The sequence below is a fragment of the Shewanella canadensis genome (assembly GCF_003966225.1).
Classification (GTDB): Bacteria; Pseudomonadota; Gammaproteobacteria; order Enterobacterales; family Shewanellaceae; genus Shewanella; species Shewanella canadensis.
On sequence record NZ_RXNU01000003.1, the window covers coordinates 199,643 to 224,870 of the forward strand.

24 protein-coding genes and 1 pseudogene are annotated in these 25,228 nt (G+C 41.7%); 12 read left to right on the top strand and 13 right to left on the bottom strand.

Translation table 11 applies throughout. The features are described from left to right. Positions 1-352 precede the first annotated feature (352 nt). The 3 genes from EKG38_RS07025 (at position 353) to EKG38_RS07035 (ending at position 3,316) form a co-directional block, all read left to right on the top strand. Positions 353-1,012 (top strand): response regulator transcription factor, encoded by a 660-nt coding sequence (locus EKG38_RS07025; protein WP_126519575.1) that lies wholly within the window; start codon positions 353-355, stop codon positions 1,010-1,012. Further along, on the top strand, positions 1,002-2,333 hold the full coding sequence (locus EKG38_RS07030; RefSeq protein WP_126519576.1) for an ATP-binding protein: 1,332 nt from the start codon (positions 1,002-1,004) through the stop codon (positions 2,331-2,333). The genes EKG38_RS07025 and EKG38_RS07030 overlap by 11 nt, the downstream gene beginning before the upstream one ends. A 320-nt stretch (positions 2,334-2,653) precedes the next feature. Continuing rightward, positions 2,654-3,316 (top strand): FUSC family protein, encoded by a 663-nt coding sequence (locus EKG38_RS07035; RefSeq protein WP_185826804.1) that lies wholly within the window; start codon positions 2,654-2,656, stop codon positions 3,314-3,316. Between the two features lie 74 nt (positions 3,317-3,390). Here EKG38_RS07035 and EKG38_RS25185 read toward each other — a convergent pair. Further along, positions 3,391-3,516 (bottom strand): annotated as a pseudogene (locus EKG38_RS25185) (YccF domain-containing protein); the annotation flags it as partial. A gap of 87 nt (positions 3,517-3,603) precedes the next feature. Beyond that, positions 3,604-3,882: a glycosyltransferase family 2 protein gene (locus EKG38_RS07045; RefSeq protein ID WP_126519578.1), complete on the bottom strand. Its 279-nt coding sequence runs from the start codon at positions 3,880-3,882 to the stop codon at positions 3,604-3,606. 139 nt (positions 3,883-4,021) lie between these two features. Between EKG38_RS07045 and EKG38_RS07050 the strand changes: the two genes are divergently transcribed. Then, entirely contained in the window at positions 4,022-5,668 is a 1,647-nt protein-coding gene (locus tag EKG38_RS07050; RefSeq protein ID WP_126519579.1) for a YiiX/YebB-like N1pC/P60 family cysteine hydrolase, read from the top strand. Here EKG38_RS07050 and EKG38_RS07055 read toward each other — a convergent pair. The 3 genes from EKG38_RS07055 to EKG38_RS24905 all read right to left on the bottom strand — a co-directional run bounded on the left by EKG38_RS07055 (position 5,640) and on the right by EKG38_RS24905 (position 8,389). Then, entirely contained in the window at positions 5,640-6,794 is a 1,155-nt protein-coding gene (locus EKG38_RS07055) for an alpha/beta hydrolase (protein ID WP_126519580.1), read from the bottom strand. The two genes, EKG38_RS07050 and EKG38_RS07055, sit on opposite strands and share 29 nt — an antisense overlap. A gap of 976 nt (positions 6,795-7,770) precedes the next feature. Further along, positions 7,771-8,181 (bottom strand): YgiW/YdeI family stress tolerance OB fold protein, encoded by a 411-nt coding sequence (locus tag EKG38_RS07060; RefSeq protein ID WP_126519581.1) that lies wholly within the window; start codon positions 8,179-8,181, stop codon positions 7,771-7,773. A gap of 58 nt (positions 8,182-8,239) precedes the next feature. Further along, entirely contained in the window at positions 8,240-8,389 is a 150-nt protein-coding gene (locus tag EKG38_RS24905) for a hypothetical protein (RefSeq protein ID WP_185826805.1), read from the bottom strand. Between the two features lie 897 nt (positions 8,390-9,286). Between EKG38_RS24905 and EKG38_RS07065 the strand changes: the two genes are divergently transcribed. Further along, positions 9,287-11,011 (top strand): Ig-like domain-containing protein, encoded by a 1,725-nt coding sequence (locus tag EKG38_RS07065; protein WP_126519582.1) that lies wholly within the window; start codon positions 9,287-9,289, stop codon positions 11,009-11,011. Positions 11,012-11,482: 471 nt separating this feature from the next. On the opposite strand, the gene EKG38_RS24910 is transcribed toward EKG38_RS07065, so the two are convergent. From EKG38_RS24910 to EKG38_RS24915, 3 genes are read right to left on the bottom strand one after another with little or no spacing between them, the layout of a single operon-like run. Further along, positions 11,483-11,656 (bottom strand): hypothetical protein, encoded by a 174-nt coding sequence (locus EKG38_RS24910; RefSeq protein WP_185826806.1) that lies wholly within the window; start codon positions 11,654-11,656, stop codon positions 11,483-11,485. Continuing rightward, positions 11,657-12,067 carry a YgiW/YdeI family stress tolerance OB fold protein gene (locus tag EKG38_RS07070; protein WP_126519581.1) on the bottom strand — a complete coding sequence of 137 codons (411 nt, stop codon included), beginning with the start codon at positions 12,065-12,067 and terminating at the stop codon, positions 11,657-11,659. A 58-nt stretch (positions 12,068-12,125) separates the two neighbouring features. Beyond that, on the bottom strand, positions 12,126-12,317 hold the full coding sequence (locus tag EKG38_RS24915; RefSeq protein ID WP_185826807.1) for a hypothetical protein: 192 nt from the start codon (positions 12,315-12,317) through the stop codon (positions 12,126-12,128). Between the two features lie 457 nt (positions 12,318-12,774). Between EKG38_RS24915 and EKG38_RS07075 the strand changes: the two genes are divergently transcribed. The 5 genes from EKG38_RS07075 (at position 12,775) to EKG38_RS07095 (ending at position 19,218) form a co-directional block, all read left to right on the top strand. After that, positions 12,775-13,452 (top strand): ABC transporter ATP-binding protein, encoded by a 678-nt coding sequence (locus EKG38_RS07075; protein WP_126519583.1) that lies wholly within the window; start codon positions 12,775-12,777, stop codon positions 13,450-13,452. A 95-nt stretch (positions 13,453-13,547) separates the two neighbouring features. After that, a complete protein-coding gene (locus EKG38_RS07080) occupies positions 13,548-15,935 on the top strand; it encodes an ABC transporter permease (protein ID WP_246033112.1) in 2,388 nt (795 codons plus the stop codon). Positions 15,936-15,999: 64 nt separating this feature from the next. After that, positions 16,000-17,136: a type 1 glutamine amidotransferase domain-containing protein gene (locus EKG38_RS07085; RefSeq protein ID WP_126519585.1), complete on the top strand. Its 1,137-nt coding sequence runs from the start codon at positions 16,000-16,002 to the stop codon at positions 17,134-17,136. A 119-nt stretch (positions 17,137-17,255) separates the two neighbouring features. After that, positions 17,256-17,954 (top strand): response regulator transcription factor, encoded by a 699-nt coding sequence (locus EKG38_RS07090; protein ID WP_126519586.1) that lies wholly within the window; start codon positions 17,256-17,258, stop codon positions 17,952-17,954. Beyond that, positions 17,947-19,218 (top strand): sensor histidine kinase, encoded by a 1,272-nt coding sequence (locus EKG38_RS07095; RefSeq protein ID WP_126519587.1) that lies wholly within the window; start codon positions 17,947-17,949, stop codon positions 19,216-19,218. The genes EKG38_RS07090 and EKG38_RS07095 overlap by 8 nt, the downstream gene beginning before the upstream one ends. A gap of 4 nt (positions 19,219-19,222) precedes the next feature. Here EKG38_RS07095 and EKG38_RS07100 read toward each other — a convergent pair whose 3' ends face one another. Together EKG38_RS07100 and EKG38_RS07105 are read right to left on the bottom strand one after the other, a co-directional pair. Further along, on the bottom strand, positions 19,223-19,978 hold the full coding sequence (locus EKG38_RS07100; RefSeq protein ID WP_126519588.1) for a hypothetical protein: 756 nt from the start codon (positions 19,976-19,978) through the stop codon (positions 19,223-19,225). Between the two features lie 143 nt (positions 19,979-20,121). Beyond that, a complete protein-coding gene (locus tag EKG38_RS07105) occupies positions 20,122-21,018 on the bottom strand; it encodes an eIF2B alpha/beta/delta subunit family protein (protein ID WP_126519589.1) in 897 nt (298 codons plus the stop codon). Positions 21,019-21,476: 458 nt separating this feature from the next. Between EKG38_RS07105 and EKG38_RS07110 the strand changes: the two genes are divergently transcribed. Both EKG38_RS07110 and EKG38_RS07115 read left to right on the top strand, forming a co-directional pair. Further along, positions 21,477-21,992, top strand: a complete 516-nt coding sequence (locus EKG38_RS07110; protein WP_126519590.1) for a DUF2087 domain-containing protein — start codon at positions 21,477-21,479, stop codon at positions 21,990-21,992. A gap of 65 nt (positions 21,993-22,057) precedes the next feature. Next, positions 22,058-22,480 carry a GNAT family N-acetyltransferase gene (locus tag EKG38_RS07115; RefSeq protein WP_126519591.1) on the top strand — a complete coding sequence of 141 codons (423 nt, stop codon included), beginning with the start codon at positions 22,058-22,060 and terminating at the stop codon, positions 22,478-22,480. Between the two features lie 474 nt (positions 22,481-22,954). Here EKG38_RS07115 and EKG38_RS07120 read toward each other — a convergent pair whose 3' ends face one another. The 3 genes from EKG38_RS07120 to EKG38_RS07130 all read right to left on the bottom strand — a co-directional run bounded on the left by EKG38_RS07120 (position 22,955) and on the right by EKG38_RS07130 (position 25,123). Further along, positions 22,955-24,256 (bottom strand): anaerobic C4-dicarboxylate transporter, encoded by a 1,302-nt coding sequence (locus tag EKG38_RS07120; RefSeq protein ID WP_126519592.1) that lies wholly within the window; start codon positions 24,254-24,256, stop codon positions 22,955-22,957. 357 nt (positions 24,257-24,613) lie between these two features. Continuing rightward, positions 24,614-24,934 (bottom strand): YdbL family probable chaperone protein, encoded by a 321-nt coding sequence (locus tag EKG38_RS07125; protein ID WP_126519593.1) that lies wholly within the window; start codon positions 24,932-24,934, stop codon positions 24,614-24,616. A gap of 27 nt (positions 24,935-24,961) precedes the next feature. Next, positions 24,962-25,123 (bottom strand): YnbE family lipoprotein, encoded by a 162-nt coding sequence (locus EKG38_RS07130; RefSeq protein WP_398355961.1) that lies wholly within the window; start codon positions 25,121-25,123, stop codon positions 24,962-24,964. Positions 25,124-25,228: the final 105 nt, after the last annotated feature.

The following is a 25,228-nucleotide window of genomic DNA, read 5'->3' on the forward strand; positions in this document are numbered from 1 at the left end:
ATACATCCTCACTAAAGTCACTAAAGTCACTAAAGTTACTTAGTTATTTTAAGAGATGATTTTAGTAAAAGTAACGACAAGTCGGAGCTCAAGCTACAAAATCAATTGAAAAAATAGATTCAACAGTACTAGATAGCCAGTACCACAAAACATCAATAGTGCATTGAAATAACAAAATAATGAAATCTGCAAGTAGCTCTATCATGGGGTTCTCCTCTTTAGGTATGGGTATATATTAAGCGAGATGTTTTTTACCTTTCATGAGTAATGTATTTATTTTCGGTTTAAGTCACTCCATAGGATATAGTCAATATGTTAAATTACTTAAAAACCAGAGCAGAGGAGTGAAGAAATGAAAGTCTTAGTCATTGAAGATGAGCCGCAAATAAACGAACAGATTTGTCAGTCTGTAGATGAGTCTGGCTGGGTGTCTGAATCTTCATGTGATGGAATCGATGCTTTGTACCGTGCTACGTCGGAAGAGTGGGATATGATTGTACTTGATTTGGGTCTACCGAAAATCGACGGTTTGACAGTGCTGAAAGGAATAAGAGATGAAGGAATTTCAACACCGGTCATCATATTAAGCGCTAGAAATTCTTTGAGTCAAAGACTAGATGGTTTAAATGCTGGAGCCGACGATTACTTGACTAAGCCTTTTGAAATGGCAGAACTTATTACCCGAATTCGTGTGTTGATTCGTAGAAGCTCGGGGAGCGCCTCCAATACAATTAAAGCGGGTAAGTTAATGTTAGATGCTCGCTCCTCTCAAATCGAGTGGAATGGTTCTGTACTTAATCTTACCGCACTAGAATTCAAAGTTTTGGCTTACTTCATTCACAACCAAGGTAAAGTTATCCCTCGACTCGAACTAATAGAGCACATCTACAAGCAAGACTTCGATCGTGACTCTAATACGATTGACGTTATTATCGGTCGCCTACGTAAAAAAACGTCGTCCTCTGTCATCAAAACTATACGGGGGCTAGGGTATAAATTATATGCAGAATAACACTTTAGCAACTCGAAGTATAAAGAGCCGTTTACTTCTTTCTTCGATTATATGGTTACTACCGGTTGTGTTGCTAGTCGCAATTTTGATTCCCCAAGTGATTAATGAGCATTTACATAGGAACGTGAAAACGCAAATTGATTTGTTAATTGATCTAATGGAAGAGAACTTAGCTCTTACTGAGGAAGGCGCTCTAGCTTTTGAACATAAAATGCCAGATCCTCGTTTTAGGAAACCATATGGAGGGCTCTATTGGCAAATAACAACTCCTACCTCTCAGCTCCTTTCACGTTCTTTATGGAATGAACCCGTCGTTAATAATGAACAAACGCGGGTGGGCCCAAAAGGTGAAACACTAATTTATATTGAGCGTCAGGTGTTTCTTGAAGGTTACCCGAGCCCAATCAGTATTTTGGTCGGTAGAGATAACAACCCAATAGCCATGACAACACAAAAGTTAATGAAAGATGTATGGTTGATTTTTATGGTTTTTATTCTATGTTTAATAGCCATTATCACTGTTCAGGTAGGTTGGGCTATTCGCCCTTTAGTTTCTTTGCAAGAAGAGCTTGAGAAGTTAAAAAATGGAGAAGTCACCTCTCTGACTGGACGCTTCCCTTTAGAGGTCTCCCCTTTAGTCGAGAGTTTGAATACCTTGGTATTTCACTATCAGGACCTATTGGAAAGAGCTCAAAATCATGCAGGTAACCTATCTCATGCTCTAAAAACGCCATTATCTATATTTAAGAATTTAGTAAAAAAGGTACCTGAAACCGAGCGAGCTGAATGGGATAAACCACTTAACGATATGCAACATTATATCGACTATCATTTGGGTCGTTCAAAAATGGCTGGTTCTCCTAATATTTTGTCAGTGAGCTCTTGCCCTGCTGAGCGCGTAGATGCTATGGAGCAGGCTTTTAACAAGGTTTATAGCGAACGAGGGATAGTTTTAGTTAATGAACTAGATAATGCCCTGTATGTTGCAGTTGAAAGGCGCGACTTGGATGAGATGCTAGGGAACTTAATAGAGAATGCTTATAAATGGGCAAACTCAGTTATTTCTGTGTCCTTAGCTAAAGGTATTAATGATGAAGTTACCATTATTATTGAAGATGACGGCCCAGGAGTTCCCGAAAACAAGCTTAATGAGATTACTCAACGAGGTTACCGCTTGGATGAAACAACGCCCGGTACCGGGTTAGGTCTAAATATTGTAGCCGAAATGGCACATAGTTATCGTGGCAAAGTTGGGTTCGAAGCGGGAGTTCGTGGCGGATTAAAAGCCTGCCTAACGCTTAGGCAGGCGAACTCTAAATAATGAATTGGTTTAATAAAGAAGAGTTAGTTCTCGTTCTATTGTGCGCGTTTCCTAGCTACGTACTGTATGTACTTACTGGATCATCTCTATTTGCAGTTATGGGGCTAATAGCAAGTTGCAGTTTCATCGTTTTTTATTCTATTCGGTGTGATGTTTTTAATCTAGTTCTACATTTATTACAAGTGTTAGTATGTTCACTTAGCCTTTATTGGGCTAGACATGATGCGTACCTATTTGCCATATGTGCATCTATAATATGTTCTTTTTATATCGGCTTTTCCAGAGGGGATAAGAAGCTAATAACTTATGGCACATTTGTAATGGTACCTGCGCTCTATGTTGCCAATGAGCTGTATCGTCAGGTTGATTCTGGACATGAGCAAGTTTTGTATAAGTATATCTTGTACTTTCCATTACTGGCATTACCCACCTTAATTTTCGCTACTGGACTTAGCTATTTAGATAAACGGCCATTACTTCGTTTTGATAAGTTATGGCAATTCGATTCGAATATAAACAAGGTGGTTGAAACATGGTTGACCGCCGTTGCGGTTTTCTTCTCCGTTGGGTTAACGATTTTAATTGCGGAGTACTACTCGATTGGTCATTATGAATGGATTGTTTGGTCTGCGGTGAGCGTAAGTACAGGCGAATCCATTGCAATGAAAAAAAAGGTTAAGCACCGAATATTAGGTACAATTGTCGCCGTTGGTTTTGCCTGTACTCTTTCATATCATAGTATAGAGTATGAGTTTTTGGGATTTTTGAGCGTTTTACTTATACCGGCAACCGTAACCTTGAATAACTATTTTTTTGCTTTTACGTTACGTAGTTTTTTAACCGTATTTGCTGCAAGCTCAATAGACTTTAGTGTGGAAAAGTTAGTCGCTGTGATTTCTGGATGTATAATTGGCTATTCGTTAGCGTTATTCATGGCACAGGTTCATAATAAATGGATGAACGAAAAAAAAGTACAGCAGTAAGCGGCTGAATTACAAATACATTATGTTTTGATTGAGACTAAACATAATGTAGATTTTCGAGTTGTTTTTATTTACTAAAAATGTCTGTTACCAATAGATATCAGTGATATTGGTGCTGGTTTTATGTGTTGTAGGGTAAATGGAATGCCAGTTATCGTGAATAAATAGGCAACAGCGGAGATAAGGTGACCAATTACTAACCACCATCCTGCTCAGAAAAACCAAACTGTATTACCTATCCAGCCCAACGGACTCGTTCCAATATCCATACGAGATGTTACACACGACTAATCGGCTACATCTAGAAACAGGAGCTGTTCATGTGTGGCTAGCTTGGCACCGGTATTTCGTCCGAGACCGACTCCTTTAGTGGCTATTCTTTCTACGGTAAGTGACGGCAGAATCTCAGAGTAGCTCAGCGCTAATTGAACTGTTGAGTCTTGACTGTTTGAGTCGATAACAATGACTTCAAAATTTTGATATGTTTGCAGGCTTAAGCTCTCTAACAAGCTTCCAATTCGCTTTTCTTCATTGAGTGTAATGATTATAATACTTATAGGTTTCATATAGTTTCCTGTGCTTTTTTCTTAATGAATAAAAATCAGTATGCCGAGGTGGGATTTAACCTTTGGTGAGCTTAAGATTTATATTCCATTTAAGTAAATGTGTAGGATGGCAGTTTAAAGTGACAGGGAAAGTGGAAACGTGAATAAAATTAGTTGGTTACTGGTGGTTTTTACCGGTTTGTTATCTGCTTGTGGGGTCAGTACTGATAACAAAACTTTGAGCGAACAGCAAAATATACTTAATAAGAATGTTGACAGTTACGAAACTCAGTTTCAGATAGAGTACCAACGCTTTATACCTGCATATTTTACAGCTGTAGAGAATAAGCAGCGCTTTGAATTTTTGCTTGAGTCTATGAATCAGAACCTATCTGAGGCGGAGCATTTGTCGTCTCTAGAACAAGCAAAGGTAGAGGAAATACTAAAAGAGATAAAAAGTAATTGGGACGAATTATCTACTATTGCTATCGCTATGGATGCCTATAAAAATCTAGACTCTAAAGTAGCCTATGACATTGATAAACCCACTACTTTATTGATTGCTGAAGGGATTGACTGGTTCAGTTATGACTTGGTGGTATCTATCAACCCTGATGACAAACTAGGCCAACTTTTCATTGCGCGTAATAAACTTTGGCTGGTAGCAAGAGTGACACTTTTTGATGCCTATTTAGTTAATTTGGTGAAATATACTTATCGTGATGAAGGAAGAAGACAGTTCGAGGTTGGAGATATTGACGCTGAAGCCGGCCAATTTGTAGAGGAGATGTACGAGGAAATTGTAAATCAAAGTATGTTTGAAGAAACATTAGATACGATCTTGCTCATTAAGGCAATGCCTGAAAGTGTGCATCTTACTAATGAACATGAGTTTCTCAATAAAGTACTTGCAAATAGCTATGCTTATCAACGACTACCGACTCTTTCAAATTTCGAGCAGACTCAAATAGCTATAGATATTACTTCTAATCAATTCGAAGATGGATTTTATGAGTTTGTTGATGATGCAGTATTTGTTATAAGTCAGGGAGTTGGGAATGTTTCAGGTTTGTTTGAATCCCGTGAAGGCAAGCTTAAAGGTATGGCTCAAAAAGAGATTGATAGCATTATTGAAGAGCTTCAACCATTGGATATTTTGCTCGAAAAGACCCCATTTCGTCTTACGGACAGCTTTATCCCTGGTCATTGGGGGCATGTCGCAATTTGGGTTGGGGGGAAACAAGCTATACCAGAGCTTAAAAGGTTAGGCGTTTGGGATGAATTACCTAGATTAGAGGCGTATGCACGTGCTAAACGAGGTTATCAGGGGCCTAGTTTTCAAGCTGCTATACAAAGTGATCAGTCAATTGTCGAGGCATTACGAGAAGGGGTAGAGATCAATAACTTAAGTCATTTTTTGAATGTTGATGACCTAGCTGTGGTTCGAGCAAACCAATTGACTGATGAACAAAAGCGGCGCTACCTTTTGCATACGTTTGCTCAGGTTGGCAAGCCATATGATTTCAATTTTGATGTGGAAACAAATAACGAAATTGTCTGTTCAGAGCTTATTTTTGAGTCTTTTAACGATGTATCTTGGCCTGTTGAGAAGACCGTAGGACGCTACACTATTAGCCCTGATAATGTTGCAGTAATGGCTGTAGGAGAGGATGCATTATTCTCTCCTACAATCATTTATCATGACGGTCTTCGACTAAATGATTTGTATCATCAGCAGAATTTTAAATTGTTACTCGAACAGAAATATGAGCAAATTATCAGTGATTCGACTGTAGAAAATCACTGATATTATCGATCATTGTATTGTAATGAGGGTTAAAGGTGAGCCGAGCGTGCACTTTGCCCTCTTCAACATGGCCGAAACGTGAATACCAAACCTCACTCTTTTTATCCTTACATTTTGCAGTTAGGGCCTCTGGTTGTCCGTTCCGACACAACCTGAATGTGCCTCTTGTCCCATAATAAGAATTAGCTGGAGAGAATAATGCAAACATGTGCGAACCTGTTGATATTTTAAGTGTCTCCGAGCGTACAGATAAATGCGAGGCCCTTTGTATAATTGGTGCGCGCTCACCAAACCATAACAATTTGCTACCAGGGTGTGTGAATGTATCACTAAAGCGAAGTTTAGCGTATTCTGCATCGATGACGGTATCATCTTCGCTTAACGCCATAAACACTGGCTTCGTGTAGCTTTCGCTTTCCAATAAACGGCGTACAGCTACTGATGATTTGTAATACTCACCACCGCCATGGAAGGTTTGAGAAGTATACCTTACAGTGTTATCTTCCTTTTCTTGAATAGCCCATGTCTTAATTTTGCTAGTTAGTGTGGAAAACTGTACAAACGATGAATAAGGCTTAAAGCCTGGAGAAAATAGTACGAGACCTTTAACGTCCTCATCTAACATCGCTTGTCTGGTTACGAGATTAGCACCTGTAGAAAAACCACCAAGCCAAACATTGTCATACTGTTTCAGCAATAAATCAGTGTGGTGTTCTATTATTGAGTACCAATCTTTTACGTTGGCTTGTAGCATATCTATTGGTTGGCTGCCGTGCCCTGGAAGTAGAATTGTACGAACGGTAAAACCCTGCTTTGAGAGTGACTGTGCTACACCTCGGAATGTAAAGGGAGAGTCGCCTAAACCATGCACCAGCAGTATTGCCCCATGAACATCTCCTTTGGGTAACATCTCAAAAGGACTATTGGCCATCAACTCAAACTGATGGTTAGATGAAAAGAAATATCGGTGATTAGAAAGCCAATGGGATGTGTGATTGACATACTCTTCAAAATTATCAAATCGATACGAAGGTAACGGGTGTTTCGTCGATTCATTATTTATTGTCACGAACAACACAAGTGAAATACCAACTGTAATACTTATTAAAACAAACCTACGAATCATTTATCTTACCTATGAATATTATGTATTTTCAATGGCCAACGACCTGTCATCAGCCTGAAGCGAGAGCCAGGTAAAGGGTGACAGCTTCAGGCTGTTAGTCAATAATGATGCCATCTAATCATATAGATCTTGTACCTGCCCCTTCAAGCAGCCCGCTCTTGCTCTAAAATAGATTGATATCGTGCAAGACAGTATAAAAACCACGATAGAGTGTTAACTCTAGGTGCTCGTCATAACTTAAGGGCCTACTCATACCATTTATCATTCACTTTAGTGAGTTCACTGTACCACCGCCGAATTTGATTACTAGCCGATAATTTGTCTGGTAGTTACCAAGTTTACCATTATGTTGCGCCTTTTCAGAATAGAACGGATACGGGAGAGGTGGAATTTTTGAACATTCCTAATGTATTCAGGTGTTTCAATGTTGTTTCGGTTAAAGGGTTTACTCGGAATCCAATTATGATAGTGCGTCGAGTAAAGTCTGTGAGAACCCATAATGGTTTGCTGATACTGATTTACACAACGATATGCCAATTAACTTCAAGTTTGCGAGAAAACTTGAATTGACAGAGATATGGAGAGCGAGATTAATAGCACTACAAAGTGCCTTAATGTCAGATAAAGGAGGGGGGGTGAATGCTTTATAATCTCATATTTAATAGGTGGTAGTCTTAACTCGAATTAGTTTTACGATGGCAATTGGTTTGATAAGTACTCAGCTTCGATGTTTAGCATTGGCACCAGATGGATAACTTCCTATGAAGTTGAAACAGATGACTAGATATTGGACACTGCATCCTTCCAGATAGCATAAAGCACCGAACGTATCTAGGTTCAGTGCTTTATGCTCCTTACCGCTATCCACTTAAGTATAAACGATGTAGCTTAAGCGAACGGCATTAAGCGTAATTGCAGGCTTTCAAGGTTTATAAAATAATGCCAATAGCAATGATGCGCTGTGCGACTTCCATATTTACTTCACTTCGAGTCTATCTACATCAAAGTACAACCCTACTTCTTCATAATCCGCTTCGCCGTAAAGAATAACGGTATCTTGTGGGGAGACATCACGTCCGTTAAATAGTGACTCATCGAGGTCAATCATGATGGAATCGGTGCCGTCATTGAAGGTATAGGTATCGCTATCAATTTGATTGACGATGTTACCTTGAAAAATGAATTCCATCTCATCAGCCTTCGCACCAGTGATCAGCATATCGAATAAGCCATCACTTTGGCTGATATCAGTTTGGGCTCGAAACTCTGTAATAGTGGTATATGGTACGCTCGACTGAGAGCTTTGAGCAGTAGAGCCTGTAAACTCAGCAAATGCATTTGCTGAAAGTAGAGTTGGAACAATCAGTAGTAAAGTCAGCTTTTTCATGGTTAAACCTCTTCTTTAAATTTTGTAATTAGGTGCGTTTTATGTGTTCGTTAGACGTTTAGTCGAATTCGATATCTAAGTCGTTATCGTTGTCAAAGTCACCATCAAATTCAGCGATATCTTCTGCGATGTCAAAGACCACATCGGCAGTATCTACAGCTACGTTGATGAGAACGAGTCCTAGGAAAATAGCGAGAATAGTTTTCATGATGTTGACCTCTAGAGTGAATCGTTGCTTAACAAGTTGAGGTCATAATAGCGGGGTGAGAATGTATAGATGGTGAGATGAAAATTTATATTCAGTTTAAGTTACTGATGTTGATATTTGTTAATTACCGAGTCTTGCGAGTTAGCATGAGAGGTAGTTCATTTTATTTTTTAGAAACAACTTATATTAAAATTAGCTTAACCTCCTCTCTATGTGCATCTCTATGCGATATCATTGGGACAAAACAGTGTGAGAATGGTGTATTAATAACCTAGTATATTGAAGTGAAAAGATGAGATGAGTTCTTTAAAACAACCTTCACTTACAGTTAATAATGACTGAAGTGGCATAGTTAATTTGGCTGCCCTTTGGAAATATTCATTGGTTATTTGATAAAGAAAAACCTCTTTCGAGGGGTCATATAAGCTCTATGAGATCATCTTAGTTTCAAAAGATTTAGCTGCGTCCACACCTGATTCAAAGAAATGAGAGGATTGGTTGCGCTGGCTAAGGAATATTTGATTAGCACTTGCGAAATTGTGGGTTATAAAGAGTGGACGTAGTACTTCGACCACCTCCAACAAGATAGCAGTAGCCAGCCCACATCGAGTTTTGAATTGTAAGGCAAAAGGCGTGGCTGTCTAGTATGTTTTGCATAAGCCTTCGGCGTGTAATCCATTTACAAGTTAACTTGCCCGTCGTTTCTTGCTCATAAACACACTCATCAGTGGATATGAACCTTTTAGCGGTGATTATTATAATCTGAGGATACATTGGGAGTGAGGAAAAACTAATGGTAGCCCTGCCTTTTAACCTTGTCATAGTGTAGCAGAGGTGTACACTCTTGGTTGTATATGTAACCATTCTGTAAGGCTTTTAACATTCCAGGAGAGTGTCATGAAAAAGAAACACCTGATAATGATTAATGCTGCAATACTTTGCATTTTGACCGCTTGTGGAGGGGGCGAAGAAGACTCAACACCACCTCCGGCAGGAGATTCTACGGCTCCGTATGTCGAATTAACTAGTCCATCTTCTGACGTTACCTATACATCAGCTCGATTTGTTTCCATTGCAGCTACGGCAAGTGACAATTCTGGCATCACTAAAGTCGAATTCATCAAAGATGATGTAGTTATCTTCGAAGACGATGAAGCACCATATCAATATCGATGGTCTTTGGATTCCTCATTAAATGCAGTGCATAGTTGGACTGCTAAAGCATATGATGCGGCAGGTAATACGGCAAATAGTGACGCGATTAATTTGATCGTTGATATTCCAGTAGGTACCGGGCCTGAAGATACAATACCACCGCGAATAGCTGAGATAGAATCGCCATCTGATGGCGCAAGATTCTCTCAAGGAGGTGCATTAACTATTAATGCTACTGCTGAAGATGATATGAATATCGGTTCAGTTGAATTTTATATTAATGGTAAGCTAGTTCAGAAAGATACAACACCTCCATACAGCCATACTGTTAAATTAACTTCAGCTAGTAATGGTTCTCTTACGTTACTATTAAAGGTTTATGATGAATATGGAAATAGTACCTTATCAGAAGAAAGAAATGTTACGGTTGACATTCCAAATAGTGGTGGAGAAAATCCTAATGAGGGTGTATGGTCATTTGCCAGTCAACGCTTAGTTGATAGCGCTATTAACGATTTAACGTTAACGTTAAATGATGATCTGACAGTTGAAACTTTAACTTATACATTTAATAGCGTTGACTATTCTATTCCCGGTACAGAAATGACTCGTTCAGGAGTAGATGTCGATACTGATGAAAACATTGAAATTGAACTAGATTGGGGCGATGACAATGGTATTACTTTCACTGGAATATTAGATTCTAGTAGAGATTATGTGTCAGGTTATATAGCTTTTAACTTCGTAGATGATAGCGATATTGAAATAGGAACTGGCTCTGCTTCAATTACGAAGGCATCAGTTCCAGGTACTGAAGATGATACCATTAGCCCAACAGTAATTATCTCTAACCCTGCAAGTGGGACAGTTGTAACATCAAGAGGTTACTTTACTGTTGAAGCACAAGCGGAAGACAACGTAAAAGTTGCAAATGTAAAGTTCTATAGAAATGGGGTGCTTCGTGGCACCGACAGCTCAACGCCTTTTACATTTGAGCCATTATTAACTGCTGCAAGTAATGGTGTTTATTCACTTTACGCTGAGGCAATCGATACCAGTGGAAATGTGACAAAGTCTGAAACGATTCAAGTTACTGTCGATATTCCTTCAGATGCTTCAAACGGAGATATTAGTGGTGTCTGGACTTTTGAGAGCATGAATATGGCGTTTGATTCCATTTCTGATTTTGAAGTTGAATTTGATAATGCTGGAGATGCAACAAGAATTTCCTATAATTACCGCGGCTCAAACAGAGTGTTCACAGGTAATGAAATCAACAGAGGTGGTGTGGATTTAGACTCTTTAGATTTTGATATTGAAATTGATTGGGATGGTGATAACTCACTTGTTTTCGGTGGAAGAATCAACAGCGCGAAAGACAGTGTCGACGGTATTGTCATTTATTATATTCAGGATGGTTTTGATTATATTTTGAGTGAAGGTAATGCGACTGTGAGTAAAAAGTAGAATAAACTGAAAACCCAACAAATTATACTGATATGTACTGGTGCTGTAGTCAACTAAAACCTACAGCATCAATGCTTTTATAGTTTTAATTGAAAATTGTATTTTTCAATTTATTAAAGAAATGGGTATTCAGTGTAAGGTCTATAATGTTTTTCGAGCAAGTTTAGTCAAGTTTGACCTACACCTCTACTGTGGCCCATACTCCTTTTAGTCACCCACAGATTATGATCAAGCCTATTTTATGAATCAAGACTACGTCTAAGTTAGTCTGGTCGATTCAATAGTTTCTACAGCTACGTTGATAAGAATGAGTCCTAGGAAATAACGAAAATATTGAGAATAGTTTTCATGATGTTGACACCCTAGAGTGAATCGCAGCTTAACAAGTTGAGGTCATAATACGATGTGGTGACTGTATCTATGGTGAGACATGAATTTACATCAGGTTTGATATTTTGGTGTAAGTTTTGTTTATATTTGTAATTTTCGGCTTTTCACCCGGTTGGTAAAAATTTTACTTTGCAAGAAAGTATGCATGGCAGCGACAATGGGTGAATGAAGGGAATAGAGAAAGCCAGCATAATCGCTGGCCTTCAAGGTTTTTAAAATAGTGCTAATGGCACTGATAAGCTGTGTGACTTCCATTTACTTCACTTCGAGTCTATCTACATCAAAGTACAACCCTACTTCTTCATAATCCGCTTCGCCGTAAAGAATAACGGTATCTTGTGGGGAGACATCACGTCCGTTAAATAGTGACTCATCGAGGTCAATCATGATGGAATCGGTGCCGTCATTGAAGGTATAGGTATCGCTATCAATTTGATTGACGATGTTACCTTGAAAAATGAATTCCATCTCATCAGCCTTCGCACCAGTGATCAGCATATCGAATAAGCCATCACTTTGGCTGATATCAGTTTGGGCTCGAAACTCTGTAATAGTGGTATATGGTACGCTCGACTGAGAGCTTTGAGCAGTAGAGCCTGTAAACTCAGCAAATGCATTTGCTGAAAGTAGAGTTGGAACAATCAGTAGTAAAGTCAGCTTTTTCATGGTTAAACCTCTTCTTTAAATTTTGTAATTAGGTGCGTTTTATGTGTTCGTTAGACGTTTAGTCGAATTCGATATCTAAGTCGTTATCGTTATCGTTATCGTTGTCAAAGTCAAAGTCAAAGTCAAAGTCAAAGTCAAAGTCACCATCAAATTCAGCGATATCTTCTGCGATGTCAAAGACCACATCGGCAGTTTCTACAGCTACGTTGATGAGAACGAGTCCTAGGAAAATAGCGAGAATAGTTTTCATGATGTTGACCTCTAGAGTGAATCGTTGCTTAACAAGTTGAGGTCATAATAGCGGGGTGTGAATGTATAGATGGTGAGATGAAAATTTATATTCAGTTTAAGTTACTGATGTTGATATTTGTTAATTACCGAGTCTTGCGAGTTAGCATGAGAGGTGGTTCATTTTATTTTTTAGAAACAACTTATATTAAAATTAGCTTAACCTCCTCTCTATGGCATCTCTATGCGATATCATTGGGACAAAACAGTGTGAGAATGGTGTATTAATAACCTAGTATATTGAGGTAAAAAGATGAGATGAGTTTCTCTAACTCGCCAGTGTCCAGAAATGAGTATGGCTGGCGCTAAAGTCGTGGGCAGTCCAGGCTGGACTGGCCCCTGAACCCCTGGCATTTCACATCCGTTTCACAAGTCACTACTTACATTAGCGCTACAGCTTAGTAAATAGAGTCTTAATCATGTCTTGCTACATTGAACTACAAAATATTAGTCAGTCATTTCAGGCTACTCAATCAAAGGTAACCTTGTTTAACAATCTAAATTTGCGAGTCGAGCAAGGTAAGTCTTACGCGATTACGGGACCTTCCGGAGCTGGTAAATCAAGTTTATTAATGTTGATGTCTGGCTTAGAGCAGCCAACTTCTGGCCAGGGAATCTATTCCAAAAATGGCCAAAGCCATTCATTAGCCTATTTGAAAACAGACATTGGCTTTATTTTTCAACAGTTTCATCTGTTGCCTGAGCTCACCGCACTCAATAATGTGGCATTGCCGTTAAAGCTGCGAGGTGATAAGCGGGCTATGAATAAGGCAAAGATATGGCTGGAAAAGGTTGGTTTACAACACAGAGAAAATCATAAGCCAAGTGAATTAAGTGGGGGGGAGCAACAACGTGTGGCGATAGCTCGGGCACTCGTTTTCAATCCAAATTTTATTTTTGCTGATGAACCAACAGGAAACCTGGATAAAGATAGCGCGGCCAGTATTGCCGATATTTTGTTTGATTGCTGCCGGGAAAACAACGCCGGGCTGGTTATTGTTACCCACAGTGACGCGCTGGCCAATCGTGCTCAACAGGTATTCTCATTAGCCGATGGCCAACTTAATAACCCGCTGGCAAATGTTGAGGTGGCATAATGTTATCCCAAAATCTTCGGCTTGCGTGGCACTTTTTCCAACAACAAAAATCGGCTTCCTATCAGAGATTGTTACGCTGGACACAAGGCATATTGATGATATTTATCATCACGCTAAGCTTGACGAGTAACAGCATACAAGATTATCTCCAAAATAATTTACAGGGTTTACTGGGAGCCGATGCGGTGATCAGTCAGCAGCCAATGCTGACACAACAGCAGCTATCAGCCCTGTCAAAGTTAACTAATAAGATAGCGACAACCCAACAAGTTAGCACGACTCTGACTCATGGGGCTCAATGGCAACAGGCGAAACTAAAAGCCGTCGATGATAGCTATCCATTGCAAGGAGAGTTATTAACGGCGACAACTCTGCACGGAACGGGACAAGTAACCAAAGGTGGCCCCAATACTGGAGATATCTGGTTAGACGCTCGATTGTTTGCAAGTTTGTCACTGAATATAGGTGACGTGATTGTCATCGCTGGGCAGGACTTTATCGTGTCTCGGGTGCTGTTGCACGAACCCGATCGTTTAATGGAAGGGCATACCGTTGCTATGCGCGCCATGATTAATCCGGCAGACATGAATGGGTTAGGGTTTTCAGCAGAGCTTATCCGCCACCGCTACTTAGTTAACGCCGATACCGAACAAACGAACCAGCTGATAAAGTGGCAACAAGCATACTTACCCGCAGCACAGGTTTATCACAAGAAGGGCAATCATCCTCTCGCCCTGTTTTGGAAACGAACCGAGAATTTTTTAGGGCTGGCATCCATCATTTTGTTTTTTATGGCAGCTATCGCCATTGAGCAGTTAACCCAAATACATATGAAAAAAGACCAGTACTTTTCGGCCATATGTATGAGCCTGGGCGCTTCTAAACTCACAGGGGTTCAGGTGTCGATGTTTAAGTGGTTATTGGGAATTGTCACCTTGTTGCCAGCCGTTTTACTGTTATCAACCGCAGCTCACTGGTCGATTGTTAACTGGTTAGGAGGCACATTTTCTGACTTACAATGGAGCTGGGATTTATGGCCCGTTGTGAGAACTGTCGCTGCTATTTCGCTTGTTTTCGCCGTATTTCACGCACCTGTGTGGTTTTCTCTGTATAAAAACTCAGTCGGGAGATTATTTCATAACAACAATTCCGGCCTTAGCCATTGGTTCAGTAAAATGTGTAGCCTGCTGGTGCTATCAGGCGTTGCGGTAAGCTATTCAGATAACGGCCTGCTAACCTTGATGATGGTCAGCGCAATCGTCATTACCATAGGGTTAATGATAATCATGAGTTGGAGCTCTCTGACCCTGGGAGAGAAGCTCACTCAGCAGATTTCGGGGTTGATTCCTTTTGCGCTATTTATGATGAAACAGCGCATTCTCAGTAAGAGCACACAGATCATTGGCGTGGGTCTATCTGCATTTATGCTGTTGTTTACCTTAATGCTGCTAAAAGATCTGGGGGCCAGCATGTCCTCTTATCAACGAGAGCACGACGGTAACGTTATTGTATCCCAGGCAACTCAAGGTCAAATGACCCATATTCAAACCTGGGCGAAGCAGAACGCCATAAACATTCGTCAGAGTAAACCCTATATGTACGCCAAGCTTATTGCAGTTAATGAGCAAAGATTAGCTGCGTTTACGCAAAAACCCAGCGATAGCTTAGCCACGTTATCCAATGCCATTCGACTGCATTGGACTCAGGTTATTCCGGCCAATAATCGTGTTGTTAGTGGGCAATGGTGGCAAAGCAACAGTCAAGATTGGCAACAGGTATCAATCGAACAGGAGATAATGACAGATTTGGGGTTAACCCTTGGCGATTCGCTAACCTTTGTTGTTGGCCAGCAAAGCATCAAGTTTACCATAGCCGCCAGTCATGAATTTAAACCCGGTGGCGGCTCTATGACCTTTTGGGTGCAGATGCCTCCTGCGGCACTCGCGCATATTGGTGGGGCTCATTTCAACATGGCGAGTATGGAGTTAAGTGATCAGCAATTTCATCTGTTGACGCCGCTGTGGCAAAAATTCCCCACATTGCGTATGACGTCGCTAAAAGAGATGACTGCTCGGTTCGATAACATTCTGGCCATGATCACTAAGGTGATTAGCGGGTTTTCGCTGATGATTATATTACTGGCTAGTGTTGTTATTCTCGCATCGGTTAATGCGCTGGAATTAAAAGAAAAAAAGAAAAACAGCATTATCATGAGCTTTGGTTTTACAAGGGGTACCTGTTTTAAACTCAATATTATTGAATGGTTAGTTACAGCGGGCATTACAGCCGCCGGGGCAATATTGGGCACCTATATAGCCGGGTTATTGATCTATCAATCTCAGTTCTCGTTGACTTATCAACCTGACTTTATCTGGTTGCTGCTTACGCTTTCGCTCGTTTTATGTTCGGTTACTTGCTTCGGTATTTATGCCAGTAGGCATAGTTTGCGCAGCTCGGTGCGAACATTAATGTCTGAGGCTTAACTATTTCACATCTGTTTCACGGTGAAGCCGTAACACTGTGCATAAATCATTGGAGGAGATATTGATGAAAGCCCTATTAAAACGAACCAAACAACTGACAATTAAGCTGGCGATGTTTATCACATTAACCGCTATATCCATACAGCCTGGTGTTGCCGCCGAGACTAAGAAAATTGTGATGGTGATAAGTGGCTATGGACAGCAGCAAGGTGAACAAAAACCGGGTTATGAATTTGATGAGTTTGCCAAAGCCTATAGGGTATTTAAGGACAATGGCATTTCGGTTGATGTGGCAAGCCCCCAAGGCGGCAAAGTTGTTGCCGACAAATATGACCCAGGCAAACCTTATAACGCCAAAGTGTTAGCGGATGCTGAAGCGATGGCAATGCTGAACAACACATTAGCAACCACAGCACTTAACGCGCAAAATTACGATGCTATATTCATTGTTGGTGGTAAAGGCGCCATGTTTGACTTACCTAAGGATGAAGCATTAAAAACAGCCATTGCTAACATCTATCAACAAAAAGGCAGTGTAGCGGCAGTGTGCCACGGGCCAGCCGCGTTAGTTGATGTAAAGCTAAGTGACGGTAGCTACCTGGTTGCCAATAAAGCAGTTAATAGTTTTACCAACCAGGAAGAGCAATTATTTGGCAAAAAATGGTTAAGCAAGTTCGAATTCATGTTGGAAGATAAACTCGTTGAACGCGGCGCTAAATTTCAATCGAGTGATATGATGTTAAGTCATGTGGCCATTGATGACCGCCTAATCACAGGGCAAAACCCGGTGTCTACTGTTGGTGTCGCAACAGCCTTGGTAACAAGCCTTGGATTAACCCCGGTTGATGCTGAACAATATAGCGAAGATAAAACCATGACGGTCATCGCTAAGTTTCTGTCAGGAGAGAATGAAGCGATTAATGAACTGGCGAGTAAACCAGAGCAGTATCAACTACCACTCGTTGGCATGTATGGTTTCTATTATCAAAAGTCAGCACAAACGGATCAGCAATTTGAACATGCATTAACGTTAATGATAGTTGCGCAAAAAACAATTAATAATCCGAAGTTAGATATGCAAATCGCTAAGACACAGCATAAATTGGGCAAGGTTGATCAAGCTAAAGCAACGCTCAATCAACTACTAATAACTAAACCTGATTTCAAACCCGCGTTAGACATGTTACAAACAGCATTCTAACAATAGACATATAGCAATGAGACAGGTGCCTCGACAGCCAAGATTGAGGAACTTGTCTTTTGTGTTTTGGCCTGGAATTGGAATGTCGGAAGTTTAACCAACCATGTTTGGAAATTGCTATGACAAGTAAACCTGCTTCACTTTCGATATTACTCGTTGAAGATCAACTTAGTGTCGCACGCAACATATCTGAGTACATGGAAGAGAAAGGCCATGTATTCGACTTTACCGGCCAAGGTCAGCATGGGCTCGATCTCGCCTTAGAAAATTACTATGACCTGATCATACTCGACCTGAACTTACCCGTGATGGACGGTCTTGAAGTCTGCCAACAAATACGAGCAAAGTCGGCGCGCCATATCCCCATATTAATGTTAACAGCAAGAGATAGTATCGAAGATAAGGTGTCTGGTTTTACCGCTGGGGCTGACGATTACTTAACAAAACCTTTTTCTTTACAAGAGCTTGAAGTTCGATGTTTAGCGCTTTCCAGACGTCACCTATTGCAGACTAACGACATACTCACCTTAGGTTGTTTAAGCGTTGATCGAAAGCGACAACAAGCCACGCGTGATGGAAAAGTACTTAATTTGCATGCCATGGGCTTTCGTATTTTGACAGAACTCGCAGAGGCTTACCCACAAGTGGTTAGCCGTTCAGTTTTATCGCAAAAAATATGGGGCGACGAACCTACCGAGTCCGATGCAATGCGCTCTCATATTTATCAGTTACGTAATGTATTGGACAAACCGTTTGATTATCCGATCTTGAAAACGGTACATGGTATTGGTTTTACTTTGGATATTAACAATGAATAATAGCTCGGTGAAATTCCATAGTCTCAGCAGGCGAATCGTCGCCCAGTTTTGTATCTTCACCTTAATAATGTCAGTTATTTATGGTTTGTTTAGTTTTGTGCTTTTATACAGCATCGAAGACACTTTTATTGAACGAGAAGTTACCCAAGAGGCAAGTTATCTCAGCAGTGAATACCAAAAAAACGGGGCGTGGCCAATAATCAGACACGATTATCTAACGCTACATTTCTCAAAAGACAGTTTTCCTCAAGATCTAAAACAACAATCTATCCGTCAACCGAATCGGGCTGAATTTTATGGTGAAGAAGGGCGCCATTATCACTTGTATCAGTTTCCACAATACCCGGGAACTTATCTGGTAGCCGAAGTAAGCCAAAAATTATTAGTGCGTCCTATTCGTGGCGAAGTGGTAACGTTTTTAGTATACAGCGGCATAGCGTTAACATTAATTGCATGTTTGATTGCTTGGCTGCTTGGCCGAAAAACGGCAAAACCACTGCGGGATCTTGCTGAACTGGTTGATGGCGTTGCCCCCGAGAATATTCCTGACAGTTTCGCTCACAATTACCCGAATAATGAGATTGGCATTTTGGCACGTACCCTTGAGCAATCGATGCGCCAAATAAGTCAGGCGTTAGAACGAGAAAAGTGCTTCACTCGCGATGTCAGCCATGAATTAAGAACGCCGGTGGCCATCGTTAAAAATGCAGTTGAGCTTTATAAAGAGAAAAACCCCATTACTGATGAATCTCACCGTCTCATAGATCGCATAGCTGACGCCACGATACAGATGGAACAGACGGTAACCACCTTACTCGTGCTTGCAAGAGAAGAGCACACCAATGCAGTTCAAGATTCAGTCAAGCTGCTGCCATTGATAGAACAAGCGATACTGGATCACCACTATTTACTGGCACAAAAATCTGTTGCAGTAAGAGTGGATGATAATTGTGATGCGAGCGTATTTGCTCAACAAGGAATGCTAAAAGTATTGTTGGATAATTTACTGAGTAATGCCTTTCAATATACAGACTTAGGTGAAGTTAATATTCGCTTTGTTGATAAGAAGTTAGTCATTGAAGACACGGGCCCAGGAATTGAAAAATCAATCACTTCACATATCACGGAACCCGCTGTAAAAGGGAGTCAAAGCACTGGTTATGGTTTTGGTTTATCTATTGTCAAACGCTTGTGTGAACACCAAGGCTGGCAACTAAACGTATCTAGTCACCAGGGCACAAAAATATCAATCGCATTTGTTTAGCTGCTTACTTGCTTAAACTCTTATCAGGCTTGCCGGTATATTGATAATCTGAATAGGTATCAGTGGAGGTTTCATCTATTTCAGAAAATAAAGCAAAGCGTCCTTTCATGTCCATCTTATGTTGATGAGGTAAAACGGCGCTATCAATCTTAATAAAACTAAAGGTCAGCGTTAGCTCAGAAATAGATGCACTAAACATAGGCGAAAACTCAGCACTATTGACGATCATTATCTCTTCTATGAACTGCTCTTGCTGATTGTAAGTTAATCTCCCTTGCAGTTTGCCTGCGGCATCATCGCCCAACCTAGCTAGCTGCACGGGAAAGCTCATAATAATAAGGCTCTCTTCATTGGTAACCAGCTGAAGTTCATCCAGGTTGATTAGCTCTCGTAGTTTTAGCGAAAAATTTCCGCCACTTCCTTTACTCTCTGCCTGTTTGCGTTTTGTCTTCACGAACTTCTCTTGCTCTTTCGCTGTAGGAACCTTGCCATTAGCACTGACTAAGACCCAAGGATTATCTATGTCTGCAGCTGGCGTATAGCGCTCAATACTCTGGGTAATATCACCTTCTTCATTTTCATAACGTGATAGATGATAAGACCAATATTCTCTCGGCGTTTGCTCAAACTCAACAATGGCCTGTTCTATTTTTTGCTCAAATTTTTGCTCAAATTCTTGTTCAGAAGAGGTTGTTTCTGTTGAGTATGCAGTGGTGATAAACATTGGTAGGGTTAAAGTAAGCCAATATCGGTAACGCATAGTATTCCCTTTTTCAATATAGAGAAAATAAGCGTATTGGCAGCAGTGTGAAAACGATGTGAAATATATGAAATTGTAATCTGTGTAGTGGGATAGATCATTAATCTGGGCAATGTTTCGAGAGTATCTTTACATGGCGCACCTTAAGTAGATGGCACCCCCGTAATAGTTTGTACACCATGTTCATTTATCCATCCGCTGATCAGTCTGGCCGGGGTGACATCAAAATAGATATTTCTCGGTTCGATATGGGGCAAGTCAGGTAAATTTATTTCGGTGGTATCCATCTCTTCCAAATGAATGGTTTCATAGGTTTTCCTGCTTTGTTTAAAGTTTTCTGCACAGATATAAAGCGGGATACCGACATCATGGGCCGCCAAGGCGGTAAGATAAGTCCCCGCTTTATTAACGACTGAACCGTCCGCCAAAATCGAATCGGCACCCAGTAGAACAACATCTGCTTTTGGCATGAACAAACCCAATTGTGCGTCAGTGATGTATTGCGTTTCTATGCCTGATTTCGATAGCATTTCGGCGACTAAAAGGCCTTCATTACCCGGTCTGGATTCAGTGATAATCGCGCTTATCTTTTTCTTTGCCAGCTTAGTAAAGCAGTTGATAATCGTAGAACTGATACTATGAGTGAGAACGACACTCTTGTCTGCAATCAGCTCGCAAACATGTTGAACAATGCGATCATTGGCTTGGCTGGATTGCATCATTAAACCGTTTGCTTTGACCAGTGCGACTTGCTTTAAGGTCATTAGATTTGATTGCGGGTTTTTGTTCTCATTCTTATTTACTTCCTGTCGCCAGGCATCGATGATATTGGTCAGCATAGCCATGCTAGGACGCGTTTGTTGCAGCTCAAGGGCAAAGGAGTTCAAGTCTTTCAGATAGGTCGCCGGCTCTGTCATCACACTTCGCTGACTATAGTCTGCAAGGGACTGAAGCGCCACGAAGGCAATTTTAGCAGAGCCACTTTGGTGGTCCGCAATGATTTTTTCCAGGCATGCTTGCTTGAATTGATTGTTCTCCATAAATCAATATTAGTTGATATTGCCCGCATCATCACGGTTTCAGGAGCATGGTTTCAGGATCATTGTTTCAGCATCGCTTTGTATGTAGTGCGGTTGTTTGCTGCAAGCAATAAACACCGATGACGCTAGGGTATCTGGCAAACAAACTATGTACCAAGCCTGCCCAATGAACCCAACCCCAAAAGATACTTGAAACTTGTTATCGGACAAGTGCCTAACCTTGAGTATTGCAATTTATCCTAACCCCGTTAAGATAATCTCAGGGTCGGCAGTTCACCCAGGCATCGCCACTGCACTTTTTATTGAGCGCAGCGCTAAACCTGCTGATAGCACTATGGATATCCAATTTAAGATTTCAGGCTACCTGAAGATTTGTGTGCCTTGTTTGGAATGGCGATCACTGACCCTTGAATGCTGCTGCATTCGATTATTAGGCACCCAGAAAACGGGTAAATCCTATGTCAAAAAATCTGACCCCTTTTAGCTGCGACGATATCTCTTCGTTGGCTAAATCGTTACGTAAACAGTTGCAACAACATGAGTCGTTTCCCAGCCATGTAGAGATGCTAAATATCCTGGCCAAGGCGACGGGTTTACAAAACTTCCAGCAATTGCGTCAGCAGCATGCTGAACAATTATCTTCGCAATCCAGTCTATCTGTCCCTATTCCTAAACGGCTGATGCCCTTTATGAGCGCAGATTACATCATGCATACCTGGCCTTCAAAGTATGCTATCCAACAACAAAGTTTATGGTTTTTCTGGTGTCGCTTTCAGTACCAGAAAAGCTATAGCGAACGGCAAGTTAATGACATCTTAAAGGGCTTCCTCGGTTTTGAGGATTTTGCTCTGATCCGCCGGGAGCTTTGCAACCATAAACTGCTTAAACGCACCGATGATGGCCGTACTTATTGGCGTGCATCAGCAACTCCACCCGAAGGTTTTGAGTCTCTGTCTGATTTCTGGCCTAGCTAAGTTTTGATTCAATCCTAAGTGCAATTGGCCTAGCCAATTGAAGAGTGATAGCCGAGGAGCGTTAAGTGAAGTTTCAAGTGATTAAGGAAGAAGATCCCATACTGGTGAATGAACTGGTTGAGGGCGTGCGGGCATATGTCCATGAACAGTTGGGGGATGAAATAACGCTCCCACTGTCGGTCATCAGCCGGGATGATAATGGTGAATTAATCGGAGGAGTTTCCGGGCGGACCATATACAGAAACTTCTTAATTGGGGTTGTTTGGGTCGATAAAAAATACAGAGGCACAGGACTGGGACGTCAGCTGATGGAGTTAGCCGAAGACGAGGCCAAAGGTCGAGGCTGCTTAGTTTCTCAAGTGGATACCTTGTCAATCCAAGCCCCTGTGTTTTATCAAAAATTGGGGTTTGAGATTATCGGGTCGGTACCTGAGTTCTCAGGCAGCCCTGCGCGCTATTTTCTGATGAAAACCTATGGTGAGACATAAGTATTTAGCGAAACATAAATAATCAGTGAAACAATAGTTAGCGAAACATAAGTAATAGGATAAGGCCCCTGTCGCTCTGCAGGCAGGGGCTGATTGCTAACGAACAGACGCATTAAATCTGCCCTATTTATTTCAAAAATCATGAGCTAGAGACAAACCTCCAGCTCACTTCTGTCAAAATCGTGATAACAAGTAAAGCTTAAGTCGAAGAGATAAACACTCAAGTGAAAACGCGGCTGTGACCTTCCGTGACAAGGATGTCACGGCAGAGCCCACAGGGATTGTGCTTGCGGCGTGTCACAGAAGTGTTTGCACAATCAGCGAGCCGCAGGCTATAAATTAATTTGAAGCCATGCCATTAAATATCGAGCTAAATTCCCACAAAGTCAGAAGAAAAGATACTTGTAACTTGTTATCGGACAAGTAAACAAACTTTTGTTCAAGAATGACTTTAGCTTTAATGCGATTCTCTGATTAAAGCATCATTCCGCCAAACGCAAACCCTAATGCTACTGAGGTCGATATGGTGACTAATCCTGGAATAAGGAATGGGTGGTTAAATACCATATTTCCGATACGAGTCGAGCCGGTATCATCCATCTGCACCGCGGCTAACAGCGTCGGATAGGTTGGCAATACAAACAGGGCACTCACGGCTGCAAATGAGGCGATAGCCGTGATGGGGGCCACGCCAATGGCTAAGGCTGCCGGCATCAATGCAGTTGTCGTAGCCCCTTGGGAATAGAGCAGCATAGAGGCAAAAAACAGGGTCACCGCAAGCATCCAGGGGTACTGATTAAGCACATCCGCAGAGAGTGCTTTAATGTCGTTAATGTGGCTGGACACGAAGGTGTCTCCCAGCCACGCGACACCTAGTACGCAGATACAGGCGCACATTCCTGACTTGAAAGTAGGCGCATTAGCAATCTCTGAGGCATCGATTTTGGTGAATGTCACAATTGCGGTCGCCGCCGAAAGCATAAACACCATGATCGCTTCATTGCGACCCAGGGATGGGTTTGGAATAAGATTTACCGTGTCTGAGATTAAGGTGGCGTAAACAATGACACCGGCAATGGCCGTGATAAAGATATAGGTGGCGGGTTTGGCTGTCGGGAGAATATCCCTTTGAGTTTTCCCCTTCAGTTTAACTAACCCCTTCTCGAGGCGTGCCCGATAAACCGGATCATCTTTCAGTTCACAGCCTAAGAAATTTGAGACGAAAGCCCCGGCCATACAGGCGATAAAGGTGGTGGGGATACAGATAGCCAGCAGGGTTAGGTAACTCACTCCCAGAGGCTCTAAAATCCCGGAAAAGAATACGACTGCGGCCGATATCGGGGAGGCGGTAATGGCTATTTGTGAGGCAACGACCGAGATCCCAAGTGGTCTCGATGGTCTTATGCCTTGCTCTTTAGCCACCTCGGCGATAACCGGCAGTGTTGAAAATGCCGTATGACCAGTGCCCGCCAGCAGGGTCATAAAGTAGGTCACGATAGGGGCGTAGAAGGTGATATGTTTAGGGTTCTTGCGCAGAAACGTCTCTGACAGATCGACCAGCCACTCCAGACCGCCCGCGACCTGCATGGCGGCGATAGCTGCAATCACCGACATGATGATGAGAATCACATCTACCGGAATATGGCCCGTGTCGACGCCCAAAAATAACGAGAGAACCAAGACGCCAGCGCCACCAGCCAGACCAATACCAATGCCGCCAATTCGGGCACCAAGATAGATAAACGCGAGGACAACGAACAATTCAACAAAAACCATAAAAAACCTAATTTGAAGCAGAGGGGAACACATTCCTGACTGGCAGGAGGTGAAAGTTCAGGTGAAGCTTATTAGGAGAGTTGATGCCGCTTTTACCTGCAAGGCGAGAGCTTACTCTCCTTGTAGCTTATGTAGGGATGTTTAATTAACTATTTGTTGAAGCTGTGAGTCTGCTCACGTGAGGGCTGTCTGCGGTGGGGGTAAACGCACACTTATGCCGATCACAGATAAAAGTACCGCAGTGGAGGGCGGGGCAGAGGTGTGGTCGTCAAGGGGTCATTATTAATAAAAAAGCCCGCAATGCGGGCTGTTATACAGATTGGTATTATCACTCGTTCATTATGAAGATGATCGGCGTTACTTTTTTACCCATTTACCACTCGAGTTTTTGATGTACTGACCTTTCTTGGTCGCTTTCATCGCTTTTTCGGCAGCCAGCTTGGCGACATCCGATACTGAGATACCATTTTTCCTGGCGATATTCTGATAATGGGTTTTACGCTTAGCGTTGACCTGCTTAGCGACAGAGTTGGCTTCAGGGTTACTCTGTACTATGCCCAGATAACCATTAGGCTGTTCGCCAACGAGACCCTGAGACTTTGCGTCTTGAAGGGAGATTGCAAATGCATTAAGGCTCAGCAGCAGACCTGCGGCGAGCACCAGTAATTTAGTTTTCATTCTGTACTCCTTAATTAACCGAACCGATTAAAATAACTCATCGTTGGTGAGTAATTCATCCAGGTCTTTATCAACCTTTATCTTGATTTCATGTTCAATCTTGACGTTGAGGTTGATCACTATGGGTTTATCGGGTGGCTCAATTTTGACCGTGGGCGTACAGCCGGTCAGAGCCAGGAGTGCAATCATTGCGCTTACGGACGTTCGTAAAACTGGCAATCTTTTCACTGGAAGTTCCTTTTATCCTAATCGGCCCAGACAGATGACAGCCGACGTTTCATTTAAGTCTATTAT

What these genes read in the sequence shown, in the direction of transcription:
- EKG38_RS07025 (WP_126519575.1), top strand. Translation starts at nt 353, where the DNA reads ATGAAAGTCTTAGTCATTGAAGATGAGCCGCAAATAAACGAACAGATT.
- EKG38_RS07030 (WP_126519576.1), top strand. Translation starts at nt 1,002, where the DNA reads ATGCAGAATAACACTTTAGCAACTCGAAGTATAAAGAGCCGTTTACTT.
- EKG38_RS07035 (WP_185826804.1), top strand. Translation starts at nt 2,654, where the DNA reads ATGGTACCTGCGCTCTATGTTGCCAATGAGCTGTATCGTCAGGTTGAT.
- EKG38_RS07045 (WP_126519578.1), bottom strand. Translation starts at nt 3,882, where the DNA reads ATGAAACCTATAAGTATTATAATCATTACACTCAATGAAGAAAAGCGA.
- EKG38_RS07055 (WP_126519580.1), bottom strand. Translation starts at nt 6,794, where the DNA reads ATGATTCGTAGGTTTGTTTTAATAAGTATTACAGTTGGTATTTCACTT.
- EKG38_RS07060 (WP_126519581.1), bottom strand. Translation starts at nt 8,181, where the DNA reads ATGAAAAAGCTGACTTTACTACTGATTGTTCCAACTCTACTTTCAGCA.
- EKG38_RS24905 (WP_185826805.1), bottom strand. Translation starts at nt 8,389, where the DNA reads ATGAAAACTATTCTCGCTATTTTCCTAGGACTCGTTCTCATCAACGTA.
- EKG38_RS07065 (WP_126519582.1), top strand. Translation starts at nt 9,287, where the DNA reads ATGAAAAAGAAACACCTGATAATGATTAATGCTGCAATACTTTGCATT.
- EKG38_RS24910 (WP_185826806.1), bottom strand. Translation starts at nt 11,656, where the DNA reads ATGGAAGTCACACAGCTTATCAGTGCCATTAGCACTATTTTAAAAACC.
- EKG38_RS07070 (WP_126519581.1), bottom strand. Translation starts at nt 12,067, where the DNA reads ATGAAAAAGCTGACTTTACTACTGATTGTTCCAACTCTACTTTCAGCA.
- EKG38_RS24915 (WP_185826807.1), bottom strand. Translation starts at nt 12,317, where the DNA reads ATGAAAACTATTCTCGCTATTTTCCTAGGACTCGTTCTCATCAACGTA.
- EKG38_RS07075 (WP_126519583.1), top strand. Translation starts at nt 12,775, where the DNA reads ATGTCTTGCTACATTGAACTACAAAATATTAGTCAGTCATTTCAGGCT.
- EKG38_RS07080 (WP_246033112.1), top strand. Translation starts at nt 13,548, where the DNA reads ATGATATTTATCATCACGCTAAGCTTGACGAGTAACAGCATACAAGAT.
- EKG38_RS07085 (WP_126519585.1), top strand. Translation starts at nt 16,000, where the DNA reads ATGAAAGCCCTATTAAAACGAACCAAACAACTGACAATTAAGCTGGCG.
- EKG38_RS07090 (WP_126519586.1), top strand. Translation starts at nt 17,256, where the DNA reads ATGACAAGTAAACCTGCTTCACTTTCGATATTACTCGTTGAAGATCAA.
- EKG38_RS07095 (WP_126519587.1), top strand. Translation starts at nt 17,947, where the DNA reads ATGAATAATAGCTCGGTGAAATTCCATAGTCTCAGCAGGCGAATCGTC.
- EKG38_RS07100 (WP_126519588.1), bottom strand. Translation starts at nt 19,978, where the DNA reads ATGCGTTACCGATATTGGCTTACTTTAACCCTACCAATGTTTATCACC.
- EKG38_RS07105 (WP_126519589.1), bottom strand. Translation starts at nt 21,018, where the DNA reads ATGGAGAACAATCAATTCAAGCAAGCATGCCTGGAAAAAATCATTGCG.
- EKG38_RS07110 (WP_126519590.1), top strand. Translation starts at nt 21,477, where the DNA reads ATGTCAAAAAATCTGACCCCTTTTAGCTGCGACGATATCTCTTCGTTG.
- EKG38_RS07120 (WP_126519592.1), bottom strand. Translation starts at nt 24,256, where the DNA reads ATGGTTTTTGTTGAATTGTTCGTTGTCCTCGCGTTTATCTATCTTGGT.
- EKG38_RS07125 (WP_126519593.1), bottom strand. Translation starts at nt 24,934, where the DNA reads ATGAAAACTAAATTACTGGTGCTCGCCGCAGGTCTGCTGCTGAGCCTT.
- EKG38_RS07130 (WP_398355961.1), bottom strand. Translation starts at nt 25,123, where the DNA reads ATGATTGCACTCCTGGCTCTGACCGGCTGTACGCCCACGGTCAAAATT.